At 70.3% G+C, this 22,008-nt stretch carries 19 protein-coding genes and 2 pseudogenes; 7 read left to right on the top strand and 14 right to left on the bottom strand.

Annotated features, from left to right (window positions below; genetic code table 11):
- Positions 1-118 (top strand): annotated as a pseudogene (locus RM812_RS43330) (IS630 family transposase); the annotation flags it as partial.
- Between the two features lie 22 nt (positions 119-140).
- Positions 141-275 carry a hypothetical protein gene (locus RM812_RS12415; RefSeq protein WP_311572540.1) on the top strand — a complete coding sequence of 45 codons (135 nt, stop codon included), beginning with the start codon at positions 141-143 and terminating at the stop codon, positions 273-275.
- A 212-nt stretch (positions 276-487) separates the two neighbouring features.
- On the opposite strand, the gene RM812_RS12420 is transcribed toward RM812_RS12415, so the two are convergent.
- The 8 genes from RM812_RS12420 to RM812_RS12455 all read right to left on the bottom strand — a co-directional run bounded on the left by RM812_RS12420 (position 488) and on the right by RM812_RS12455 (position 10,350).
- Positions 488-3,205: a molybdopterin-dependent oxidoreductase gene (locus RM812_RS12420; protein ID WP_311572541.1), complete on the bottom strand. Its 2,718-nt coding sequence runs from the start codon at positions 3,203-3,205 to the stop codon at positions 488-490.
- Between the two features lie 2 nt (positions 3,206-3,207).
- Positions 3,208-4,032 (bottom strand): FAD binding domain-containing protein, encoded by an 825-nt coding sequence (locus RM812_RS12425; protein WP_311572542.1) that lies wholly within the window; start codon positions 4,030-4,032, stop codon positions 3,208-3,210.
- Positions 4,033-4,178: 146 nt separating this feature from the next.
- Complete coding sequence (locus RM812_RS12430) at positions 4,179-4,994, bottom strand: urease accessory protein UreD (RefSeq protein WP_311572543.1); 816 nt, start codon at positions 4,992-4,994, stop codon at positions 4,179-4,181.
- A gap of 134 nt (positions 4,995-5,128) precedes the next feature.
- Complete coding sequence (gene ureG, locus RM812_RS12435; RefSeq protein WP_311572544.1) at positions 5,129-5,824, bottom strand: urease accessory protein UreG; 696 nt, start codon at positions 5,822-5,824, stop codon at positions 5,129-5,131.
- Positions 5,825-5,854: 30 nt separating this feature from the next.
- On the bottom strand, positions 5,855-6,529 hold the full coding sequence (locus RM812_RS12440; protein ID WP_311572545.1) for an urease accessory protein UreF: 675 nt from the start codon (positions 6,527-6,529) through the stop codon (positions 5,855-5,857).
- A gap of 74 nt (positions 6,530-6,603) precedes the next feature.
- Positions 6,604-8,442 carry an urease subunit alpha gene (locus RM812_RS12445; RefSeq protein ID WP_311572546.1) on the bottom strand — a complete coding sequence of 613 codons (1,839 nt, stop codon included), beginning with the start codon at positions 8,440-8,442 and terminating at the stop codon, positions 6,604-6,606.
- Positions 8,426-9,205, bottom strand: a complete 780-nt coding sequence (locus RM812_RS12450) for an urease subunit gamma (protein WP_311572547.1) — start codon at positions 9,203-9,205, stop codon at positions 8,426-8,428. Before RM812_RS12450 ends, RM812_RS12445 begins: the two co-directional genes overlap by 17 nt.
- 350 nt (positions 9,206-9,555) lie before the next feature.
- On the bottom strand, positions 9,556-10,350 hold the full coding sequence (locus RM812_RS12455) for an MBL fold metallo-hydrolase (protein ID WP_311572548.1): 795 nt from the start codon (positions 10,348-10,350) through the stop codon (positions 9,556-9,558).
- A gap of 90 nt (positions 10,351-10,440) precedes the next feature.
- Here RM812_RS12455 and RM812_RS12460 point away from each other — a divergent pair, with 90 nt between their 5' ends.
- From RM812_RS12460 to RM812_RS12475, 4 genes are all read left to right on the top strand, one after another.
- On the top strand, positions 10,441-11,049 hold the full coding sequence (locus RM812_RS12460) for an ABATE domain-containing protein (RefSeq protein WP_311572549.1): 609 nt from the start codon (positions 10,441-10,443) through the stop codon (positions 11,047-11,049).
- A 185-nt stretch (positions 11,050-11,234) separates the two neighbouring features.
- Positions 11,235-12,152: an ester cyclase gene (locus tag RM812_RS12465; RefSeq protein WP_311572550.1), complete on the top strand. Its 918-nt coding sequence runs from the start codon at positions 11,235-11,237 to the stop codon at positions 12,150-12,152.
- Positions 12,153-12,319: 167 nt separating this feature from the next.
- Positions 12,320-14,851 (top strand): DEAD/DEAH box helicase, encoded by a 2,532-nt coding sequence (locus tag RM812_RS12470; RefSeq protein WP_311572551.1) that lies wholly within the window; start codon positions 12,320-12,322, stop codon positions 14,849-14,851.
- 195 nt (positions 14,852-15,046) lie between these two features.
- A complete protein-coding gene (locus RM812_RS12475; protein ID WP_311572552.1) occupies positions 15,047-16,087 on the top strand; it encodes a vWA domain-containing protein in 1,041 nt (346 codons plus the stop codon).
- Between the two features lie 173 nt (positions 16,088-16,260).
- On the opposite strand, the pseudogene RM812_RS12480 reads toward RM812_RS12475, so the two are convergent.
- Positions 16,261-16,728 (bottom strand): annotated as a pseudogene (locus tag RM812_RS12480) (LysR substrate-binding domain-containing protein); the annotation flags it as partial.
- A 74-nt stretch (positions 16,729-16,802) separates the two neighbouring features.
- Here RM812_RS12480 and RM812_RS12485 point away from each other — a divergent pair.
- Positions 16,803-17,222 (top strand): hypothetical protein, encoded by a 420-nt coding sequence (locus tag RM812_RS12485; protein WP_311572553.1) that lies wholly within the window; start codon positions 16,803-16,805, stop codon positions 17,220-17,222.
- A gap of 456 nt (positions 17,223-17,678) precedes the next feature.
- Here the strand turns inward: RM812_RS12485 and RM812_RS12490 are convergent, their stop codons facing one another.
- From RM812_RS12490 to RM812_RS12510, 5 genes are all read right to left on the bottom strand, one after another.
- Entirely contained in the window at positions 17,679-18,026 is a 348-nt protein-coding gene (locus RM812_RS12490; RefSeq protein ID WP_311572554.1) for a hypothetical protein, read from the bottom strand.
- A 127-nt stretch (positions 18,027-18,153) separates the two neighbouring features.
- A complete protein-coding gene (locus tag RM812_RS12495) occupies positions 18,154-18,630 on the bottom strand; it encodes a hypothetical protein (RefSeq protein WP_311572555.1) in 477 nt (158 codons plus the stop codon).
- 515 nt (positions 18,631-19,145) lie between these two features.
- Positions 19,146-19,694, bottom strand: a complete 549-nt coding sequence (locus RM812_RS12500; protein ID WP_311572556.1) for a hypothetical protein — start codon at positions 19,692-19,694, stop codon at positions 19,146-19,148.
- A 371-nt stretch (positions 19,695-20,065) separates the two neighbouring features.
- Entirely contained in the window at positions 20,066-20,839 is a 774-nt protein-coding gene (locus RM812_RS12505; protein WP_311572557.1) for a class I SAM-dependent methyltransferase, read from the bottom strand.
- Positions 20,840-21,094: 255 nt separating this feature from the next.
- The gene (locus tag RM812_RS12510; protein WP_311572558.1) at positions 21,095-22,003 is read right to left on the bottom strand and encodes a class I SAM-dependent methyltransferase; all 909 of its coding nucleotides are present in this window, start codon (positions 22,001-22,003) and stop codon (positions 21,095-21,097) included.
- Positions 22,004-22,008 lie beyond the last annotated feature (5 nt).

Raw genomic sequence — 22,008 nt, forward strand, 5'->3', positions numbered from 1 at the left:
CGAAGACCTCGACCGCACCCTTCGCCGCGAGTTACGCAGGATCCAGCTCCGCCCCCACCTGGTCGACGGCTGCCTGACCGCCACAGGTCTGGCTCTCACCCCACCGACCTCGCCGTGAAAACCTCAGTAGCTCGATCGGGTTGAACGGCAGCGACTGCAACCGCGCCGACCTGACGCAGCTCGGCCCGATCAGCGCCGCCGACGTCGACTGGCTCCGCGACGATGTCCTGCCGCCCCTGAACCGCACCATCAGCAACGTCAGTTCGTTTCGGTGACCGCTACGTCCACGTCTACTCCCCCAGCGTCGGCCACGACGTGTGCCAGCCCGAGAACACCAAGTGGATCGAAGGGGTCTGCGGCGACGCGGCGGACTTCTGGCCGGCCACGCGGTCGTCGTGGCCGGCCGCAAGACGAACGGCCGGCCGTGCAGGAGACCCGGCCGCGGGCGAGTCGCGCCCGCCTCACGGGTCTCGCCTCCTCGGGCGTGTCACGGTCCCGCGAAGGGTGTCACCGTCCGGTGGGCTTCGGCCAGGGCTGACCATACGGTGTCGGGGCGCAGGGGCAAGGTGGTGAAGCGGATGCCGGTGGCGTCGCGGACGGCGTTGGCGAGGGCGGGAGCGACGGGGTTGAAGGGCAGTTCGCTCATCGGCTTGGGCGGGGCCTGGTCCCGGTCTTCGGGTTGTACGAAGTGGATTTCGGGCGGTGGTACTTCGCCGAAATGGGGGATGGTGTAGGTGCGCAGGTCGGGAGCGGTGACATGTCCCGTGGAGTCGGTGGGGAGGTCTTCCCGGAGTGTGGTGCCGACACCTTGCACGATGGCTCCCTCGATCTGCCCTCGGCACTGGGCGGCGTCGAGCACGGTGCCGGCGTCGGCGACGTGCACGCTGTCGGTGATGTGCACGAGTCCGGTCGCGGGGTCGACTTCGACGCGGAACCACTGCGCGCTGAACGCCAGGGACGGGACGGCGTCGTCCGCGTAGGCGGCTGCGTGGGCGCGGAGCGGGGTGTGGGTGGTGTGCGCGTGGGTGTGCAGGGTGGTGAGGGCGAGCGGGGTGCCGTCGCAGTGGACGGCGTCGGGGCCCAGTCGGCATGCGGCGGAGCTGGTGGCGGCGCGGGTGGCCGCAAGAATCCTCAGGCGTCCGGCGAGCTCCCGGCATGCCCGGGCGACGGCGCGGCCGGTGAGGATGACGCCCGTGGAAGCGAAACCGCCGCTGTGGTGGTCGAGCAGATCGGTGTCGGCGTCGCACAGGTGGACCCGGTCCGGGGCGGTGGCGAGGGCCTGTGCGGCGATGCGGCGCAGAACGCTGCCGGTGCCGCTGCCGAATTCCGGGACGGAGGTGGCCAGGTCGTAGTGGCCGTCGGGGCGTAGGGTGACGGCTGCCTGGGCGATGTGCCCGTCGGCGGGGACGGTGTGCTGGGTGGCGATCGCCAGGCCCTCGCCGGCCAGGTGGCGCTGCCCTGTCGGCCTGGGGCGGGCGTGCAGGCGGCGGGCGCGGGCCTCGCCGAGGGTGTCCATGCAGCGACCCAGGCCGGAGTCCATGACCGGATGCCGTCCGGCGACCCCGGGGAAGTGTGCCTTGTCCCCCGGGCGGAGGTAGGCGCGCCTCCGCAGGGTCAGCGGATCGAGACGGAGGCGGCGGGCGAGGTCGTCGAGGGCGGACTCGACGGCGAAGGTGAGCTGGCCGACGCCGTAGCCACGGAAGGCCCCTGCGGGCACGTTGTGGGTGCGCACGCAGTAGCCCTCGATGGAGAGGTTCGCGCAGCGGTAGAGGGCGACGGCTTCGGTGCAGGCGACGTCGAGGACGGAGGGGCCCTGGTTGCCGTAGGCGCCGGTGTCGGTGACGACACGCAGCTTGAGGGCCGTGAGCGTGCCGTCGCGGCGTGCCCCGAGGGTGACCTTCACGTGAAAGGGGTGACGTGTGGTGGTGGCGGTGAGTTCGTCGGTGCGGGTGTGCTCCAGCTGCACGGGACGGCCGGTGTGCAGGGCGGCGAGCAGGGTGAGGTCCTCGGTCTGCAGGTCCTGCCCGCGCCCGAACGAGCCGCCCAGGCGTCCGGCGGTGACGCGAAGGCGGTCCGGGGTGAGTCCGAACACTTCGCACAGGCGCCGCCGGACCAAGTGGGGTGCCTGGGTGGCGCAGTGGAGGTGGAGTCGGCCGTCGGAGCCGGTCCATGCCCGGCTGGCGTGGCATTCCATGGCGGCGTGCTGCACCCGCTGGGTGTGGAACACCTCTTCGTGGACGATGTCCGCCTCGGCCAAGCCCCGCTCGATCTCTCCCACGGTCTGGTGGAACTCACCGGCGACGTTGCCGTTCTCGTGTACCCGCACCGCTTGGGGGCGCAGGGCCTGTTCGGGCTCGGTGACGGCGGGCCGGACCTGGTATGTGACCTGGACGAGGCGGGACGCCTGTACGGCGGTGGCGGGGCTGTCGGCCACGACCGCTGCGACGCGCTGTCCGACGTGGCGCACGATGTCGTCCAGGACGCGGGTGTCGGCGGGGTCGTCCTCGGCGTTCTCGTGCAGGGCCGTGGAGAACCGGGTGCCGGGCGCGTCATGGTGGGTGAGCACGGCGTGGACGCCCGGCATGGCGAGCGCGTCGGTGGCGTCGATGTCCACGACCCTGGCATGCCGGTGCGGGGAGCGCACCAGTGCGATGTGCAGCAGGCCGTCCGGTTCGGGTTGATCCAGGGTGAAGCGTGCGGTGCCGGTGACGACCTCACGGGTGGCCAGGTCTACGTCGTCGGCGTCGTGGGAGGCGGGTTCGCCGGGGTGGGCGTGTGCGGTTCGTACCGCCTCGCCGATGGGCCGGTAGCCGGTGCACCGGCACAGGTTGCCCTTCAAGGCCTGCGGCAGGTCGGCGAGCTGTTCGGGAGTCAGGGCGGCGGCTGTCATGACGTATCCGGGTGTGCAGTAGCCGCATTGGAATGCCTGCGTCCGAGCGAAAGCGTCCTGTACCGGGTGCATCCGGTCGATCGCGCCGAGGCCTGTCACGGTCGTGACGGTGCGTCCGTCGACGCGGTGCGCGGGATACACGCAGCTGTGCACGGCCAGTCCGTCGACGTATACGGTGCACGCGCCGCAGTCGCCCGTGTCACAGCCCTTCTTCACCCCCGTACGGTCACGCTCGCGCAGGTACGTACGCAGACACTGCCCCGGCCTCGGCGGCTCGCGGCTCTCGTCGTCATCGATGCGCACGGAGAAGGACACGGCTACCCCCGCCCCGCCAGCTCGCCGCACACTTCCTCCGCCAGGTGCAGTGCCAGGTGCCGGCGCCAGTCCGCCCGGCCGTGCGCGTCGTCGAGGAGCAAGTCCGGCGTGAACGTCTCCTCCAGCGCCTGCCGCAGCTCCGCAGCGGCCGGTGGGTAGCTGAAGGAGACGGTCACCGGGCGGATCGTCGCGGCGGTGACGGCGACGGTCAGCCGCCCGGCCCCCGGAACGTGGGTGCCGGTCACCAGGGCGAGCGACCTGCCCCACGGATGCGTACTCACCCTGCGCACCGTGCTGCGCTCCGCGAGCGCGGCGGCGGGCAGCCAGACGGAGCGCAGCAGCTCGCCGGGCAGCAGCACCGTGGTGCCGGAGCCGGTCACGAACTGCTCTGCGGGCACCTCCCGCTTCCGTCCGTCGAGGCCGGCCAGCCGGCACACCCCGCGCAGGGCCACGGCCAGAGAGATCACGGGTCCGACGGGCAGGGCGGCACACAGGTTGCCGCCCACCGTCGCCGTATTCCACACCTTGAAAGAGGACGAGAAGGCCCGGCAGCACCCGGAGATGAGGGCGCGCCCCGTCGGCCACGGACCGTGTGGTGCCTCGGCGAACGTCAGCAGCTCGGCGACGGTGCAGGTCGCCGACACCTCGACGCCGTCCTCGGTCACCGTCAGCGGCTCCCACCCCCAGGTGCCGAGATCACGCAACCGCCGCAGACCGGGCTGGGGCTCGGCGAACAGCACGGTGCCGCCCGCCAGCCAGGCGTCGCCCGGCTGCCAGGTCAAGACGTCTCGCCCATCGATGACCTCGCGCACCGCTGTCAGGTCCATGCGCCCTCTCCGCTCGTCCGCCGGCGTGGGCCGGGCCGGCTCGGCCCGGACGCCGACGCACAGCTAGGCTCCCCGCGACGGGAGGCGGGCAAGGGAGCCGAACGGGTGACGCACCCTTCCCGTGTTCCGGTCCTCCAGGCCGGCGTTCACTCACGGATCTCGTGCGCTCGGGCTCCCTTGCGCACCGGCGTCTCGTGAACGTACGCGAGCGCCGTGTCGAGGAGGTGGCGCAGCAGGGCCGGTGTCGGGGCGACCGCGGTGACGGCCAGAGCCGGGGCATCGGCGAGAGGGGTCAGTACCGCCTGTCCCTCCGCCGGGTCGTCACCGATGACGCGCGGCTCCTGATGGGACTCCAGCCCCGGGTCGACCAGGAGGAGTTGCCCGGTCGCACGGTGGCTTCCCAGCACGGCGGGGCCGTCCCAGGCCGGTGCCGGGTCGCCGTAGGCGGTGTGCTGGTCGAGGAGCGCTCGCCCGTCGCGGCGTACGGTCAGGCGGGTGGTGAGGTGGCCCGGTGGCTCGCCGGAGCGGCCCAGAAGCTGTTCCTCCCGCATCAGCAGGTGGGAGGTGGCGGCGAGGTCCACGTCGAACGTCTGGTGCAGGGTGCTGCCCCGTGTGCTGATCAGCGGCTCGGGCAGCCACTGCAGGGACGCGTGCTCGCCCACACCGATCCGTACGTGGTAGGTGGCGGGGTCGGTGGTGGAGCCGCGCAGGGCGATGGTGGCGGCCGCGGTGGTCACCTCCAGCTGGGCGCCTGTCCCGGCGGTGATGTCGAGGGCGAGTCGGTCTCCACCGAGCGGCGCGCTCATCGCGCCGAGTACGCGGACTCGCGCCCGTTCTCCGCGGGCCCGTAGCCGGCGCAGGTGGAAGGGGCCGTCGTGGTGCAGGAGGGGGACCGTCGTGGTGCGGCCGTTGTGGGCGGCCCTGATACGGGCGGTCGCGTGGATTCCGTAAGGATGCGGCACGGCGGGTTGGGCGGTGGGCGACGCGTTCGGCGGTGGAGCGGCCTCGGCGAGCCGCCGTTCGACTGTTCCGCCGTCGGCTCGAGGCGGTTCACCGACCGGTGCCCGGTGGGTCCTCGACGTCGGTGCGGTGCCGTTCACCGGGAGGGTCCGGCGTGCCAGGCCGCGAGACAGCCGGTGACCCAGTCGGCGACCGGTTGGACGCCGTCGGTGGTGGTGAGACTGGTGAAGGCGTACGGCAGGTCCTTGCGCTGCTTGCGGGTGTCGGCCCGCATGGTGTCCAGGTCGACGCCGACGTACGGGGCCAGGTCGGTCTTGTTGACCACGAGGAGGTCGGCGGTGGTGATGCCGGGGCCGCCCTTGCGGGGGATGTCGTCGCCGCTGGCCACGTCGATCACGAAGACCTGGGTGTCGACGAGTCCGCGGGAGAAGGTCGCGGTGAGGTTGTCTCCGCCGGACTCGATGAGGATCAGCTCGAGCGGGTGCAGGGTCTGCTCGAGTTCCTCGACCGCTTCGAGGTTGGCGGAGATGTCGTCGCGGATGGCGGTGTGGGGGCAGGCTCCGGTCTCGACGGCGGTGATCCGCTCGGGCGGCAGGACGGCTTCGCGGCGCAGGAAGGCGGCGTCCTCCTGGGTGTAGATGTCGTTGGTGACCACGGCGATGGAGAACCGGTCGCGCAGGGTGCGGCACAGGGCGGCCACCGTCGCGGTCTTGCCCGAGCCGACGGGTCCGCCGAAGCCGATGCGCAGGGCGCGGCGGCTGCCGTCGGCGCGCAGCGGGTCGGCTCTGTGGGTGTGGCGGTGCGGCATGGTCACGGGGTGGTCGAGATGCACAGGGATGCTCCAGGCAACGGTCAGGGCTGGTCAGGAGGCGAAGAGCCGGACGGTCCAGGCGGCGTGCTGCTCACCGGTGATGTCCAGTAAGGGAGCGGACGCGGCGGGCAGGGCCCCGACCCCCTCCGCCGCAGCCCGCCTCGCCGCGTCGGCCGCGGTGTCGGCGACGGTGTCGAGATCGGCGGCGAGCCGCGCCAGGACGGCGGTGGCGTCGAACGGGTCCAGGCTCAGCAGGCGCACCGCGGCGGTTGCCGGACCCCCCACGCTCTCGTAGGCGGCGGCCTGGGCCGCGTCGAGCGGAGCGAGTCCGGCGGCGCGGGCGGTGACGCCGAGCACGACCGGCTGGTGGGCGCCCTGGGGCCGGTGGCGGGCGAGGTGGTCGAGGTCGGCGCTGGGCCAGGTGGCCCGGGCCGCGCGCATCAGCTGCCGGCCCAGGCGGCGTGCGATGTGGCGCAGCGCCTGTACGGGCGTGCGGGTGTCGGCGGCCTCGTCCAGGGCGAGGGCGTCGTAGCCGTCGGCGGCGGCTGCGGCGAGGCCGGCCGCGACCAGTCCTGCGGTGTGCAGCCGCCCCCGGCAGAACACCTCCAGGGTCGCGGGGTCGTGGACCCGGCCGGAGGCGACGGCGGCCTCCATTCCGCCGGAATGGGCGTGCCCGCCGGCGGGGAAGCGGCCGTCGGCCAGGACGAGCAGGGCAGTGCGGCTCATGGGGTGGCGGGACCGCCTTTCGCGAGGAGGTGCCGGGCCGGCCGCGCGGGCGTGACCGGCCGCGGCCGTGGTGGTCAGAAAAGGAAGTACCGCTGTGCCAGGGGCAGCTCGGTGGCGTAGTTCCGTCCGACTTCCTGCCCGTCGACCGTGGTGCGGACGTCGGAGGTGGTGGCGCCGCCGATGGTGACGTCGAAGGTGTCGGGGTCGATGTCGATCTTCGGGACGCCGTTGTTGTGGACCATGTCGGCCTTGGTGACCTCCCGGGTGGAGCGGATCGCGCGCAGAGGCTTGAGCAGCCCGATCGAGGAGAGTTCGCCGTCGAGGGCGGCCTCGGCCACGAAGTTGAAGGAGTTCGCCGCCGGGGCTCGGCCCTCAAAGCCCCAGACAGGGCGCGGGAGGTAGGGCTGCGGGGTGGGGATGGAGGCGTTGGCGTCGCCGATCTGGGCATAGGAGATCTGGCCGCCCTTGATGACCATGTGCGGCTTGACGCCGAAGAACTTCGGCTCCCACAGCACCAGGTCGGCGAGTTTGCCGGTCTCGACGGAACCGACCTCGTGGTCGATGCCGTGGGTGATGGCCGGGTTGATCGTGTACTTGGCGACGTAGCGGCGGGCACGGAAGTTGTCCGCGTGCGCGTCGTCCTCGCGCAGGTGGCCGTAACGGGACTTCATGACGTGCGCGGTCTGCCAGGTCCGCATGATCATTTCGCCGATGCGGCCCATGGCCTGGGCGTCGGAGGACATCATCGAGATGGCGCCCATGTCGTGCAGCAGGTCCTCGGCGGCCATGGTGGAGGGCCGGATCCGAGAGTCGGCGAACGCCATGTCCGCCTCGATCTCCGGATTGAGGTGATGGCACACGATCATCATGTCGACGTGCTCCTTGACGGTGTTGACCGTGAAGGGCCGGGTGGGGTTCGTCGACGCGGGGAGCACGTTGGGTTTGCCGGCGAGGCTGATCATGTCGGGGGCGTGACCGCCGCCGGCGCCCTCGATGTGGAAGATGTGCAGACTGCGGTACCTGGCGTCCTTGGTCTTGCCGCGTTCCATGGTCGCGGCGTAGGTGTTGTGCACGAAGCCGGACTCGTTCAGCGAGTCGGCGTGCAGCGCGACCTGGACACCGGTCTCCTCGCACACCGACAGGGCGGCGTCGATCACGGCCGGGGTCGCACCCCAGTCCTCGTGGATCTTGAAGCCGAGGGCGCCTGCCGTGACCTGGTCGTGCAGCGCCTTCTTCGAGACGGTGCTGCCCTTGGCGAGCAGGCCGACGTTGACCGGGAAGGCGTCCAGCGCCTCGAAGGTCCGCTGGATGTGCCACTCGCCGGGCGTCACGGTGGTGGCCGTGCTGCCCTCGGCGGGACCGGTGCCGCCGCCGATCAGTGTCGTCACGCCTGACGCGACCGCCTCGTGGATCTGGCCCGGGCACAGGAAGTGCACGTGGGTGTCGACGCCGCCCGCGGTCAGGATGCGTCCCTTGCCGGCGATCACCTCCGTCTCGGGGCCCACGACGAAGTCCGAGGCGCGCGGGTCGTCGTTGGGACGCGGCGTCATGGTCTCCGGGTTGTACGCCTTGCCGATGGCCCGGATACGGCCGTCACGCAGCCCGACGTCGGCCTTGACGACGCCCCAGTGATCCAGGATCAGCGCACCGGTGATCACGGTGTCCACCGGCTCGCGGGGGTCGTCGCGGGGGATGTGCGACTGGCCCATCGACTCACGGATCACCTTCCCGCCGCCGAAGACCATCTCGTCACCGCTGCGCCCCGGCCCACCGCACCAGTCCGCTTCGATGCGCAGGACGAGATTGGTGTCGGCCAGCCGGACCCGGTCGCCTGTGGTCGGCCCGTACAGGTCGGCGTACCGGGAACGCAGCAGCGGGTACCAGGGCTTGTCCTTCTCAGTCCTGTTCGGCATCGAGATACTTCTCCCCTTCGCTCTTGTCGGCCTGGAGCCCGTGGACGATCCGCTCGCCGGCGATCGGCACGAGCATCACGGTGCGCTTGTCACCGGGCTCGAACCGCTCGGACGTGCCGGACGGAATGTGCAGCCGCATTCCGTGGGCCGCCTCGCGACGGAACTCGAGTCCCTCGTTGGCCTCGGCGAAGTGGAAGTGGGACCCCACCTGGATCGGGCGGTCCTTGGGATTGAAGACCTCCAACGACACAGTTTTCGCGCCTTCGTTGAACACCACCCGATGCTCATCGTCGTCCGGCAGCAGTTCCGGCTTGCCGGGATGGACGTCCACCTTGGTGGCCGCTTCGTCGAACGGGTCGTCGATGGTCACCAGCTTCGTGCCGTCCGGGAACGTCGCCTCGACCTGGACGTTGTCGATCATCTCCGGCACACCGTCCATCACCTCGCTGCGCCGCAGCACGTGACGGCCGGACTCCATCACCGCGTCGACCGTCGCCCCGGCCCTCGCCTCCTCATAGACGTGCGCGGTCAGCAGCGCCATCACTTCCGGGTAGTTCAGCAGCAGTCCGCGCTCACGGCGCCGCCGGGCGACATCGGCCGCCACGTGGACCAACAAGCGCTCCTGCTCATGCGGGGTCAGATGCACGCCGTAGCCCTCTCCTGCTCGTCGCTTCGCGGCGCGGCAAGCAACGCTGAGTGAGACGGAGCGATGCCGCTGTCCCGCCTGGCCTGCCGCAGACCGATCATGGAAGAGGTGAGGCACCAATGCGCCGTGAAACGGCCCAGTCAGCCCTGATGGGATGAACCGGGATCACAGGTCGCGCAACGGGGGGCGCCCGCAGGCGGACAACCGCCCCCGGCAGGCCACGCGGGACACATGCACCCGTCCAGCAAAGTGGCGAACAGCACGCCGGAGGGGTCTCTCCCCCACGTGAGCGGGCTCCTTCGGGTTTCGTCCGGGGCAGGGCGGGGCCCGTCTGTCATACGGGGAAGCACATACGGGTACAGCGCTGGGGCGCTGTGGGGATCGCTGCCGGGGTCGGGGCCCGGCGTGACGGGTTCCGACCCCGGCAGCGAGGTCTCGCTTGCTGGACGGCGGGTCAGGTCCAGCTGTCAGGCGCGCTGGACCCAGTCCTGGTCCAGCCGGTCGGCCAGGCCCGCGGCGGTGAAGGCGGCCTGCAACTCGTCGCGGCCCTCGGTGAAGTGGGCCCAGCTGTCGTGGTGAACGGGCACGACACGGCGTGCGCCGAGGATCCGGGCGGCCTCGGCGGCCTGGGCACTGTCCAGGACGATCAGCCCGCCGTCGAAGAGCATCGGGAAGCGAGGGGCTCCGGCGAACAGCACGGCGGTGTCCACCGGGGCGAAGCGCTCGGCGATCTCCTGGACGGCGTCGAGGGAGGCGTTGTCGCCGCTGACGTAGACGGTCGGCAGGCCCTCGCCGGTCAGGACGAAGCCGACGACCTGGCCGGCGAGGGGCTCGACCTCCTCGCGCGTCCCGGGGCCGTGGACGGCGGGAACGCCGGTGACGGTGATGGTGCCGCCACCCGGGCGTTCCAGCTCGACGGACTCCCAGTCCGCCAGGCCCCTGGCCTTCTCCCCGAGGCGCTGTCCGCCGCCGGGGGTGGTCAGGGTGAGGGGGACGTCGGCGAGCAGGGCCCGGCCGGAGGTGTCGAGGTTGTCGGCGTGCTCGTCGTGGGAGAGCAGGACCACGTCGACGGGGCCGAGGTCGGCCGGGGCGGCGGCGGAAGGGGCCGTCTTGGTCAGGGTCGGCCCGAGGGAGGGGTAGTCCCCGGGGCCGTCGAAGGTCGGGTCGGTCAGGAAGCGCAGACCGCCGTACTCGAACAGGGCGGTCGGGCCGCCGAACGTGCGGACCGGGAACTGCGCGGTGTCGTGCCGGGACATACCCATACCCTCATTCCTAACGGATAAATTTGAAGCTTTCCGTGATGCCAGAGTAGGCAGGCGTCACGGAAAACCGCAAGAGCTACCATGAGAGGCATGGACGAGACCCTGGCCACCGAGATCACCCGGACGGCCCTGCCCCCGGCTCCGGGCTCTGAGCGATACCGCTGCCTGGACTTCGCCGACACCGCCGCGGCCCTGCCCGCCGGCCAGAGCTACGACCTGCTCGCCGCCCCTGAATCCGCGATGCGCTGGCTCGCCGCCCGCGACCTCACCACCCCGGGTGTGCAGCTGTACGAGGTGTGCGCCCAGCGGATGCGCACGCTGCGGGCACACGTGCGCGCCCTGTTCGCTGCCCGCGTCGACAACGCCGTTCCGCCCGAGGCATCCCTGCGTGCGGTGAACGAAGCCCTCACCGCCGTACCCACCGCACCCCTGCTCGCCTGGGACGGTGCCCAGGGACTGCGCCGCGTCCAGGCCCACCCCACCGACCAGGCCGTCAACCACGCACTGGCCACCCTTGCCGCCGACGCGGCCGACCTGCTCACCGGCCCGGACGCGGGCCTCCTCGCGGCCTGCGGCTCCGCTCCCTGCGACCGCTTCCTCCTGCGCACCCACGGCCGGCGCCACTGGTGCTCCACCCGCTGCGGCGATCGCGCTCGCGCCGCCCGCGCCTACGCCCGGCGCAGCGGCGCCTCGGACTGACCGAGTTCAGTCAGGCCGACTGCCTTTCCGGGCTGAGGAATCATCATGATGTGGTCGTAACCGGAGAGCGGTCACGGGCCTGCGCCCGCTGACGATCCGGACGGACGGCGGAGGTGTCACATTCGCGGGCCCGGCGGTGTCCTCGTGTCGAACAGCCACCCAGGCGACCGCCCATGGAGGACACCGTGTCACTTCGCGTACCGAAGGCCGAGCTCCCCGCGGAACTCAAGGAACACATGATCCAGCAGCTCGGCGAGGTGCCCGAACCCGCCGAGGTGGTGTGGCACAGCCCCGAGGTCGCCACGTCCCATCTGGAGTTCTCGGCCAAGCTCAGCGGATGGGACGCGGCCGACTCGGGCCTCAAGCCGTTCGCGCACATGGCGGTCGCTGCCCAGGCCGGCCGCAGCGGGTGCCTCGACGTCGGCTGCTTCCAGGCGTCACCCGGACCCACACGACGGCGAACCCTCGGAAGTCGTGGCGGCTGGACGAACCGGCTGAACCCTCGAGGTGAGCCGGCCGCAGTTCCTGAGACGTGGGTGTTCCGGGCGGTGGGCACCACCCGGAACACCCGCGACCACGCCGTCATCACCGAATCCGAGCAAGTCAGCCCTCTGAGCAGCGATGATCGCCTCAATGTGCAGGCGCCGAGGAGGATCCACATGTCGACAGCGCGGGCAGCGGTCAACATCACGACGTTCAGTCGCTTGCACGACGCCATGAACACCGGCGACGCCGACGTCATCTCGAAGACCATCGACGAGGTCGTCGCGCCGAACGTGCTGTTCCACGCGCCGGTACCGACCGGCGCGACGGGGGCGCAGGCACTCAAGCAGGTGTGGGCGGTGCTCCTTCGCGCGTTCCCCGACCTTCATGTTGCGGCTGAGGACGTGATCGCCGAGGGGGACAAGGTCGTTGCCAGGAACACGGTTACGGGGACCCATCTGGGCGACTACAAGGACCTCCCGCCCACCGGTAAGTCCGTCCGGTACAACGAGATCTTCATCTTCCGCTTCGCGGGCGGCCGGATCGCCGAGATCTGGGGGGTCGTCGACGTTCTCACGCAGATGCGACAGCTCGGCGTCATTCCTGGAGGCTCTTTGTGACCACGGCAACCGAGTCCGGGGCGGCCGGGTGCCTCGGTCGGTGCCGCTGAGAGCGTGGACGTCGTGGAGGGCGGCGGTTCCGTGCCGGCTGCGATCCGATGGAGAGTGGGTTTACCGTTTCCTTCGCGTGTTCCCCGTGCACGGCCCGCAGGAGAAGGCAGATCGGAATGGCAGTGAAGGAACTCCGTCCCCACCAGCGAGAAGCGGTGGACGCGGTGCTGCGGGCGCTCGAACTGCCTGCGCGATCGATCGTGCCTCCTCGTGGGCTCCGGACTCAGGTGATCATGGCGACCGGATCGGGCAAGAGCCTCGTGGCCGCCCGGAGCGCCGAGGGGCTCCGGGCGGGCCGCGTGCTGGTGCTCGTCCCCTCCCTGGACCTGCTCGCCCAGACCGAGGCCGCATGGCGCGAGGGCGGCCGCGCGGGCCCGGTGATCGGCGTCTCGTCCCTGCGCGGGGAGGAGGCGGGCTTCCCGAACACCACGGACGTGGAGGAGCTGGTCGACTGGGTGCGCCCGTTCGACAAGGTCACCGTGTTCGCCACCTACGCCTCGCTCGGGCTCGGCACTCTGGAGCGCGCCCACAAGGCCGGCCTGCCCGGCTGGGACCTCGTCGTGGTCGACGAGGCACACCGCACGTCGGGCCGTATCGGGAAGCCGTGGGCGGTCGTCCACGACAACAGCCGCATCCCCGCACTGCGCCGCCTCTACATGACCGCCACACCCCGGCTGTGGCAGCTGGACGAGGACCCCGTGCACGGCGCGCCGGGTGAGCTGGTGGCGAGCATGGAGGACGACGCCGGCTCGCCTTTCGGCAGCCGTTGCTACACGCTGACGCTGTCCGAGGCGATCGACCGGGGGATCTGTGCGCCTTACCAGGTGGTGTGCGTGGACATCACCGACACCCAGCTCCAGGCCGCCCAGCTCCTGGGCGTGGAAGGCCGCTCGGACCAGGTCCGCGGGGCCCGGCTGGCGGCGTTGCAGACCGCGCTGGTGAAGGCGTCGGCCGAGGAGGACTTCCGCCGGACGCTGGTCTTCCACCATGCCGTCAAGGAGGCCGAGGCATTCGCGGCCGGCCTTCCGGACGTCGCCGCGCACCTGCACGCCGCCGACCCGGAGCTGTATCCCGGGACGATCTGGGCGGACTGGCTGTGCGGCGACCACAAGCCGGGCCACCGGCGGCGGGTCCTCTGGGAGTTCGCCGACGGGATCGCCACGGACGGCACGGTCGTGGAGAAAGGCTTCCTGGGGTCCGTGAAGGTGCTGGGCGAGGGCGTCGACACCAAGAACTGCGACTCCGTCTACTGGGCCGACGTACGCGGCTCCATGCCCGACCTCGTCCAGGCCGTGGGCCGGGCGCTGCGGATGCAGCCCGGCGAAGGCAAGGTCGCCTCCCTGGTCGTACCGGTCCTGCTCGGACCGGGCGAGACGGCCGACAACATGCTCACCTCCCGGGCCTACGGCGGCCTGGCGAAGCTGCTGGAAGCGCTCCGGGCGCACGACGCCCGCGTCGTGGAGCAGCTCGCCGAACAGCAGGCCCGGAGCAGCGTCAGGGGCGTGCAGAGCCGAGGCGGAGGGCCGGAGGGTGAGGAAGCCGCCGGCGACCGAAGCGACCGACTGTCCCTGCCCGCCCGGGAACTGCTGAAGTTCAGCACCCCACGCGACCCCGCACAACTGGCCGCGTTCATCGACCTGCGTGTCCTCAACCCCGAACACGCGCACTGGAGGCGCGGCATCGAGGCCGCCGCCCTCTACCACCGTTTCCACGGGGACCTGAAGGTGCCGTTCACGTATCGCGTGCCCGAGCGCGGTGACCAGGAGGCGGAAGCCGAGGGGTGGCCGGCCTCGCTCGTCGCGTTTCCGCTGGGACAGTGGATCGCCGACGCCCGGCGGTTCCACGCCCGCGGGGACATGGACGCCGACCGCATCGAGCAACTGGAGAAGCTCGGCATGGTGTGGTCGCACTTCGACGTCGCATGGGAGGAGGGCCTCGCAGCGGCGAGCGGGTGGGCCGAGGAGAACGGGCACCTGCTGGCGCCGCTGGACGCCACCTTCCGGGGCTATCGGGTGGGCATCTGGCTGAAGAACCAGCGGGCCGCCGCCCGGAAGGCGCAGCACAGCGAGCAGCAGCGTGCCGAAGGGCTGCCGGTTCAGTCGGCCGGGGCCCTGTCGCAGGAACGGCGCGAACAGTTGGAGGACATCGATCCCTCGTGGTGCCCGGCCTGGCCGGTGGAATGGCAGCGCGCCTTCCACTTCGTCCGGCAGCACCTGGACGCCGGCGGCACACTGCCGACCGCGCCGGGCGCCGTCGTGCACCAGGGTGAGGACCTCGGGCGATGGGTGCGCTCGGTCCGGCTCGGGTGGGACCGGCTCACGACCGTGCAGCAGTGGATGTGTCAGCACATCCTCGGCATCGAACCCGCCGGCGAGGAGGAGAAGCCCCGGCCGCGCCGCACACACGCCGACAAGTGGGCAATCAACTACACCGCGGCCCGCCAGTTCTATGAACGTGAGGGGCACCTTCGGGTGCCGAGGAAACACATCGAGCAGGTCGCCATCGGCGGCGATGCGGACGGTGGCGAGGACCAAGAGGTCCGGGAGCTGAAGCTGGGGGCATGGATCGGGAACCAGCGCTCCCGGGCCTCAGCACTGACGCCCGAACGAGTGGAGCAACTCTCCGCCATCGGCATGCGCTGGACATGACGGCCGCCGTCACGCACGGCTCCGATCTGGCACCCGGGCCTTCACCGGGCGGCCGCGCCGGGTTGGAGATTTGTACGCCGAGCCTGACGACCACGGGCTCCCTCTCGTCGTCGGACTCGACCGCCTCGTCGTGGATCGATTGTCAGTGGTGGGTGAGAGGCTGGGAGCATCAAGTCGGAACGAGGGGGAGCTGTCATGTCGGGAACCCAGAACTACATCAATCACGTTGCTCTCGTGCTGGATGCCAGTTCGTCCATGGCGCGCCTGAGCCGTAAGGTCGTCGAAGTCGCCGACCAGCAGATTGCGTATCTTGCCCGCCGATCGAGGGAACTGGACCAGGAGACTCGCGTCACGGTGTACGTCTTCGCGGACAAGGTGGAGTGCGTCATCTACGACAAGGACGTCCTGCGGATGCCGTCGCTGAAGCAGATGTATCGGGTCGGTGGAATGACGGCTCTGCTGGCGGCTGCGCTGAAGTCACAGAGGGAGCTGGCGCAGACAGCTCAACTGTACGGCGACCACAGCTTCCTGACGTTCGTGCTCACCGACGGGCAGGAGAATGTGAGTCATCGCTGCCCGGATGCTCCTGCCCGGGATCCGCGTGAACTGGTCGAGGCCGTGGCCAGGATGATCGAGACGCAGGGGGACAACTGGACGCTGGCCGTCCTTGTGCCGGACCAGATGGGCAAGCGCGAGGCCATGCAGTGCGGCTTCCCGAGGGACAACGTCGCCATCTGGGACGCCACGAGCACACAGGGTCTTGAGGAGGCCGGGCAGGTCATCCAGCAGGCCACCGAGAAGTTCATGGTGGGTCGCGCTCAGGGCATCCGGGGATCGCGGGCGGTGTTCTCCACGGGTGCCGAGGTGGTCAACAAGGACACCATCAAGGCGGTCGGCCTCACCCCGGTGAAGCCGTCGAAGTACCGGCTGATCCCGGTGGCTCGTGAGGTGGCGATCCGGGACTGGGTCGTCGAATGCGGGCACACCTACCGTACCGGTGGGGCGTTCTACCAGTTGAGCAAGTCGGAGAAGATCCAGGCGCGGAAGCAGATTGCGGTGCTGGAGAAGAAGACGGACCGGGTGTACACGGGGCCCGAGGCCCGAGCGCTGCTCGGTCTGCCGGACGTTGAGGTTCGGGTCAAGCCGGACCACAACGCCGACTTCACGATCTTCGTGCAGAGCACCAGCGTGAACCGGAAGCTCATACCGAACACGCGGCTACTGTTCATGCTCTGATGTCTTGCCCCCCTCAGCAGCAGAGTCGGTGTGGCTGTGGCTCCGAGTGCGACCGGCTCGTCGCGCTGGGAGCGGTGCGGGTACGTCGCAGGGTCAGCTTTCGTCAGCGCCGCTGCCTTTTCCTGGAGGGCCTGTATCAGTGTGCTGACCTCGGGGTCGTGGCGGCGGCGGATCGTGGCAACGCCGAGGTGCCGGGTCGGAGACGGCGGTGCGATCGGGACAGTGCGCAGTCCCGGTGTCTGCGGGGTCTGCGCAAGGGAGGGGATCAGCGAGATTCCCATGCCCGCGGCGACGAGCGGGCGGGCGAAGAAGTAGTCGGTCGTCGTGCCGCGCACCTCCGGGTCGAATCCGGCGCGTTCGGCATGGCGGCGCAGGTAGGCCTCGGTCTTCAGGCAGCCGAGTACCCAGGGCTCGGCGGGCAGTTCGACGATGTCGAGCACCTCGCGGCCTGCCAGGGGATGCGCCTCGGGCGGGGCGATGTACAGGGGATCGTCCATGAGCGCCGTCCATTCCAGGCTGGAGCTCTGGCCCGGCCGGCCGGGCAGCGGGCCGTCGAAGTGGTAGGCGAGGGCAAGGTCCACGGCGCCCAGGCGGACCAACGGCAGGCTGTCTTCCGGCTCGGCCTCCCGGATGTGGACCACGGTGCCGGGATGGGCCGCAGTGAGGCGGGTGAGTGCACCGGGCAGGAGGAGTCGACGTCCACGGCCTGAGTGCCGTGATCGCCGCGCAGACCGGACGGAAGGCCGTGTACCGGAGCGTCACCGCGGGCGAGTCGGCGTCGCCGTTCTCCTTCGACCGCCATGACGCCATGAGCAACGCCCGCGCGAAGGCCCTCGGCTTCTCCTTCTCCCGCACCATCGACTGGCTTCCCGGTGCCGTCGCCGAAGCTCTCGACGCATCCGACGCCACGCCTGAGGAAGGACGGACCGCGCATCGACACCGCCGACAGCTACCACTGGCACGCCGAGAGCGGCACCGGATCGGGCGGGCGGGCGCGTTCCCTGTTGGCCGGTCAGTCACCGAGGGCTTCGGCCATGGTGTCGAGGTCGGCGAGCAGCGCCGTCAGGCGGTCTGCGGGAACACCACTGATCACGCGCCCGAGCGGGCACGGGTCGTTCTGAGAAGGTTGTTGTGAAGGCGTCTCAGGTGTTTGGCCACAGGGCAGTCCACACCGTCAGCGTCGCACTGACGGCATGTCCTCAGGTGGTGGTCGTAGTCCTCGCGCGCCTGCTCAAGGCGGTCATCCGACGGGTTCATTCGGCTTCCTGTTGGTCGTCCGGGCGCCACGATCGCGGGCACACAAAGGGAACGCTGCTGCCTCAGACGGTCACGTGAGGCGCACACACCAACTTTGATCTTGTTACTTGCAGTACAGCAAACCGAAGCGGTCATTGTGCCCGCACAGGCAGGCCGAGAGTGCCCCCGCATGGGCCGATCTCCGTCCCACCTCTGCCCGATCCGGTCCGAGATCCGTCGGCCCAGGCCATTGACACACGGGGAGGGCCGCGGCCGACTCGTCCGCTCCAGCCACGTGGAACACCGGCCCCGGGCCCGATCCGCTGGGTGAACGGCGGACTGTCGTCGTCGGTGGTCAGCCCGCGTACACGAAGATCAGGCACACGGCCGCGAACGGCACGACGGACAAGCCGAGCAGCGTCAGCGTTGCAGGGACCGCCGCCGTCAACGGCTCCTTGCCCTTTCGTCGGCCGGAGCGGAACGCCGTGCGGGCCAGGACGAACGGCAGCGCCATGAGGGCGAGGGAGATCACCGGCACCGAGAGCCGACTGAACACGGTGGCGCCGGCGTCGGTGACCAGATGCCAGGCAGTCGTGCCGAAAACGACTGCCGGGCCGACGAGCAGCACGAGCGAGAGGACCGACGCGATGATGAGGATCAGCCCTTCGGTCAGCCGTTCGGCGCGTGTGCGCTCCTCGGGCACTCCTGTTGTCCCGCTGTGCCCCATTTCCCCCCAGGTACTGCAGTCCGCCCCGCCGCGGACACGATGTTCTCACGGGTGGCCGAGACGGCCCGCGACAGGCCCGGCGACCGCACGAGGCCGCCGTAGGTCACAGCGACCAGCTGAGGTGCCCGTCGAAACCGGGAAGGTGGGCCGGGGCCGGGGCCGCGAGGTGGTACCGGTGGCTGAAGTCGAGGGGGATGTTCAGCGCGAAGAAGTCCTTGCCGTCCACAGTCCGCGCATGCAGGTGGATGCGGTGCCTGGCCACCGGCACGGCCCTGGGGATTCGAAGGTGCCACGTCTGCTTCCACGGCCCGACGGGCGGCCGCAAGTCACCGGAGATGCGCGCGCCCATGCGTGCCAGCAGATCGGGCAGCGGGTAGGTCCTGTCCAGCATCTTCACGGGGCCGATTTTCATGATCACCCTGCAGGTGACCCGGGCCAGGTCGACGGCTTCCTTGAGGCGGGTGTCCATGTCCCAGCGGACCTGGTCGCCGAGGCGTGGCAGCGCGGGGGCCAGGGCGATGTCGAGGATGTCCAGGACGTAGGTGTCGTCGCTCGCGTCCTCGACCAGACACATGCTCATCTCGCTCCTCCCGTCGTGTCGTGGGTGGGGAAGCCGCCGTGCCGTCACGTGCACCCTCGCCCACCGCCGCCCACCCTCCTGGGCATGCGTCGCCTGCGGCCACGAGCCGGGACGAAGGAGCCGCATCAGATGTGCGGCACGGGGCGACCACCCGTTCGGGGGCATCCGAAGGCCGAAGAGGAACGGCGGTCGTTCCTCGGGGACAGAGCTCAACGGAAGATGTTCCGGCGGGAGTCGCCTGGCAGGTGGGCCGGCGAAGCAGGAGGACGGCCCACCCGGGCAGCCGCGCAGCGCCTGCCGTGCGGCTTAGGATGGCGTGGCAGGCACGTGGTACGTCGGGTGATGGCGGCCGACGGGCACCCCCGGGTGGGGTGTTCCCGGCCGACGGCCGGATGAGAACCCCGGCCCGATTACGGCGGGCCGGGATTCTGGGTCATGCGCCTGGTGGTGGAGCTCCGGCCCGATTACGGCGGGCCGGGGTTCCGCTCCGTGCGCTTCGTGCGGGTGCGGTGGGCTCAGTAGTCGCCCTTGTCGCCCTTGCCGTGCTCGATGACGCGGAAGCTGCCGATCACGCCGTCCTTCACGAAGACGCCTTCGACGCAGTCGGGGACTACGCCGTTTGCGGAGCTGTGCGGTCCGACGGTAGCGATGGGAGCGCCGTTGTCGCAGGTCAGTCCGTTGAAGACCTCGATGGTCTTGCGGCTGTCGTTACGGATGTTCAGGCTGCGCGAGCCCAGGCCACTGGCGATGACCACGCAGCCACTCGACTGAGCGGAGTAGGACCGCTCGTTGATCTGGACCCAGCCGCGGTCGCGGTCGTCGCGGTCGTGATCGTCGCGTTTGTCGTGGTCACGTCCGCCCTGGTTGTTGCCCTCGTTGCCCTTGCTGTTGTTGCTGTTGTTGTTGGTTCCGGGGTCACCGCCCGTCGGCGCCTGAGCGGGCGCCTGCTGGACGACGGCCGGGACCGCCTGGGAATCGGGGGCAGCGGTGGCGTAGGTGATGCCGGTCGCGGTCAGCGCCGCGGCGGCCGCGACAGCCGCGGTGATCCCGGAAGAACGGGACATGATCATGTCGTTTCTCTCCTGTCTCAGAGTCAGAGAGCTCGGCTGTGAAAGGCCGTGCGTGACTGAACGTACTCACACCCCCGATAACTGTCATTTCGGGCAAATCGGAAGATGTGGTGACAGGGAGCCGAACGGGGTACCCGCGGGCCTCTCGCGCCCGTTCTCAGGAAACTGACGGTACGTCAATTATCCACAATGCTTTACCTATTGACTGACAATTAGCCCTTCGGAGTGGTTTCCTGACACGTACTCACCCCCCGCGACCCCAGAGCGCCGGGAATTGTCGGCGCGCCGCTGCTTGACATTCGGCCCACCCCAGGTCTGGCTGGTCGTCACACCTGTCCTGCCGACCGCTCGTGATCCGCGCCTGGTCAGTCGTCCGAGCCCGCAGCCGGGGGCGGTACCTCGACGACGAAGAACAGGAAGCAGGGTTTGGTCGAAAGATCACGGAAGCCGTCGGGGAACAGCTCGCGGGCGGCCGGGTCGGGCTGCGGCTCGCTGACGGCGGAGATACGGAAGCCCGCGGTGGTGAACGCGTCGATCATCGCGTGCAAGGGCTTGCGCCAGAACCTCATCGGGCAGGGCTGCCCGTTGAACTTCCAGTCGAAGGTGTAGCTGGTGGTCGCGAAATAGTCGGGCCGGGGATCCTGGAAGGTGTAGGCCACGACGGGGTGGTCCACGGACGCGATCAGCCGGCCGCCGGGCCGGAGCACTCGCCGTATCTCGGCCAGGGTCGGCCCCCAGTCCTCCAGGTAGTGCAGGACCAGCGACGCGACCACGTCGTCGAACGCACGGTCGGCGAACGGCAGGCGGTCGCCCAGGTCGACCACGTGCAGGTCCGCGTCGTCGCCCAGCCGCCGCCTGGCCAGCGCCAGCATTCCGGCGCTGGCGTCGATCCCGGTGACGAGGGCGCCGCGGTCGCGCAGTGCGGCGGACAGGGGGCCCGAGCCGCAGCCGGCGTCCAGGACCCTGCGGTCGGCCACGTCTCCTGCGAGGGCCACCATCGCGGGCCGCGCGTAGTACGCGTTCACCAGGTTGTTCTCGGTTTCCGCGGAGTACGCCTCGGCGAAGCTGTCGTAGTCGTTCACCCGGGCCGGAACCGCGGGCTGGGCGAGACTCTCGGGCATGTCGGTCACGCGTGCCATCGTTGCAGCCTACTGACCCTCAAAACGTGGTGTCCTCGGAACTTTCGCCGCACCACCACCGCTGCCGGCCTGCAACGCGGACTCGTGTCGTCGACAACTCGTCGCTCGTAGTGACCGTGGCAGGGCTTGGTGAGGGCCTGTCGTCGCGGTCTGCCCGCCGGCACCCACCCGCGTTCCCGACCGGCCGCGGGCGGGGAAGGCGGCACGCCCGCTCGTGCCGCCCTCGATCCGGCCCTCGATCACCGGATGGCAGCCTTACGGCTGCGGCTTGTTCGCGAACACCCACCGATTGCCCGCCAGCGCGTCGTTCGCCTCGGGCAGGGGGCCGCGCCCGTGCCGGCGGGTGAAGTCGAAGGGTGTGCGGACCGAGGTGGACCAGCCCTTGCCCGCCAGAGCAGTTGCGGAGTCGGGCCGCGGTTCTCGACTGAAGAGACTGAGCAGGTCGATGCCCAACTGGCGGTGCGTCGAGGTGTAGAGCGGGCTGTCACGGTATTCCAGGAGGTCCTTGTCCAGCTTGACCTCGAACGCCAGCGCGCTTCCCTGCGCACTCAATCGGTCCACCGTGCTGATGAGGTACGTCTCGGCCGCGTGGGGCAGGTAGAACAGCAGCCCCTCGACCAGCCAGACGGTGGGTGCCGCTGTGTCGAAGCCGGCGTTCGTCAGTGCGCCGGCCCAGTCGGCGCGCAGATCGGTCGAGATCGGTATGCGTGTCGTCTTCGGTGTGGCCGACAACTCGCCGAGCACCTGGTGCTTGAACGCCAGTACACCTTCCCTGTCCACCTCGAAGACCACGCATCCAGGAGGCCAGTCGAGTCGGAACGCCCGCGAGTCCAGCCCCGCCCCGAGCAGCACCACTTGCCGGGCACCACCCGTGTGCACCGACTGGAGGACGAAGTCGTCGAGGACCCGGGTCCGCAGACCGAAGTAGCGCGCGAATCGCCCCCACAGCGGGTTCGAGTCCCCGTCCGGAACCTCTCGGATCCGGACGGGCCAGGCCGCGGACGCCGGTGCGGCACGTACGAAGTGCTCCGCGTAGCTGTCCTGTGCCAGGCTGTCCGGGCGGTGGGTCTCGATCGCCCGTGCCGCGGCCACCAGGAGAGCGGTCAGGCCGACGCCTCCTTCCACGCCTTCCACACCGGTGTCTCGGCGTGCGGTGTCGACCATGTGTT

Source organism: Streptomyces lancefieldiae (assembly GCF_031845825.1).
Lineage (GTDB): Bacteria > Actinomycetota > Actinomycetes > Streptomycetales > Streptomycetaceae > Streptomyces > Streptomyces lancefieldiae.